Below are 1,263 nucleotides of genomic sequence, written 5' to 3' on the forward strand. Positions count from 1 at the left end.
GTAAATACAATAGCTAATACCATATTGATTACGTTCATTGAAATTTGCAAAAATAATGTAGCCTTCACACGGGACAATCCCATCAGCCAGCCGAGCAGCACATAGTTCACCAATGTTAGAGGGGCTCCCCAAATACGAATGTTAAAATAAATCGCTGCCTGCGCCGCCACATCCTGCGCCGGATGGATTAGCTGAAGAGAAGCCAGCAGAATTGGCTTTTGCAACACAATGAATACCGCACCAATGAGTAAAGCAATGGCCAGTGGGCGCATGAGAGCAGCTATGCCCTGGTCGTTATTTTGTGCCCCTGCGGCTTGTGCCGTGAAAGCTGATGTGCTGACTCGCAGAAAGCCAAACAACCAATATAAAGTATTAAAAATAAGAGTGCCCACCGCTACACCGCCTAAATACGCGGAATGGCTTAAATGACCGATTACAGCTGTATCCACCGCACCGAGCAGCGGGGTTGTAATCGTCGAAATAATTAAAGGGATAGCTAAAGCAAGATAGGCTCGGTGGGAAGGCAACATGTTGAAAAAACCTCCAGTAATGATTGTGTATAGGGATGGCGATCCGAATGAAATAATGCTTCTTTGGGAAAATGCTCAAGCACACTGCCTTCTTTCATGACCATGATTCGATCACTCATAAAGTGCACAGCCGCCAGATCATGTGAGATAAACAGATAAGCCAGTCCTAGCTCATCCTGCAAATCTTTGAGCAGATTCAAAATGGTGGCTTGTGTGGTCACATCCAGACTTGCTGTTGGCTCGTCCAATACGATAAAATCCGGCTCTGTGCTGATGGCACGTGCGATGGTTACACGCTGCTTTTCCCCACCGCTGAGCTGATGTGGAAACTTGTCCAGATAGCTGGCTGGAAGCTTTACCATCTCAAGCAAATGTTCTGCTGTATCCCGACGTTCTGAGGACTTACCCGCCATAAAGGAAGGAACATAGTACTTAAGCTGGTCCAGTGGCTCCAGCAGGGATTGCAGGATGGTTAGTCTGGGATTCAAAGCCGCGGATGGATGTTGAAATACTGCACCCAGCCTGCTACGAATCCGTTTTAATTCGCTCCGCTTTAGCCCACGGATAGACTGTCCATCCAGTCTAAGCTCACCTTGATCAAACGGGTCCAATGTCAAAATACAGCGAGCGAGTGTGCTTTTCCCACTGCCGCTTTCCCCGACGATACCCAGACATTCTCGGGGGGAGATCGACAGAGCAACATCTTGCAGCACCGTTTTACCTTCAGCGTAAG

General features: G+C 48.1%; 2 protein-coding genes. Both read right to left on the reverse strand.

Annotated elements, in window-relative coordinates; genetic code table 11:
* Positions 1–530: MATE family efflux transporter (locus GRP75_RS27310; RefSeq protein ID WP_272917251.1), on the reverse strand; the 530-nt coding region annotated here is incomplete at its 3' end.
* Positions 497–1,263 (reverse strand): ABC transporter ATP-binding protein (locus tag GRP75_RS27315; protein ID WP_160790933.1); only part of this gene is annotated, 767 nt, incomplete at its 5' end. The genes GRP75_RS27315 and GRP75_RS27310, both read right to left, overlap by 34 nt.

Origin of the sequence: Paenibacillus sp. OT2-17, from assembly GCF_009827695.1 — a bacterium.
GTDB classification, from domain to species: domain Bacteria; phylum Bacillota; class Bacilli; order Paenibacillales; family Paenibacillaceae; genus Paenibacillus; species Paenibacillus polymyxa_B.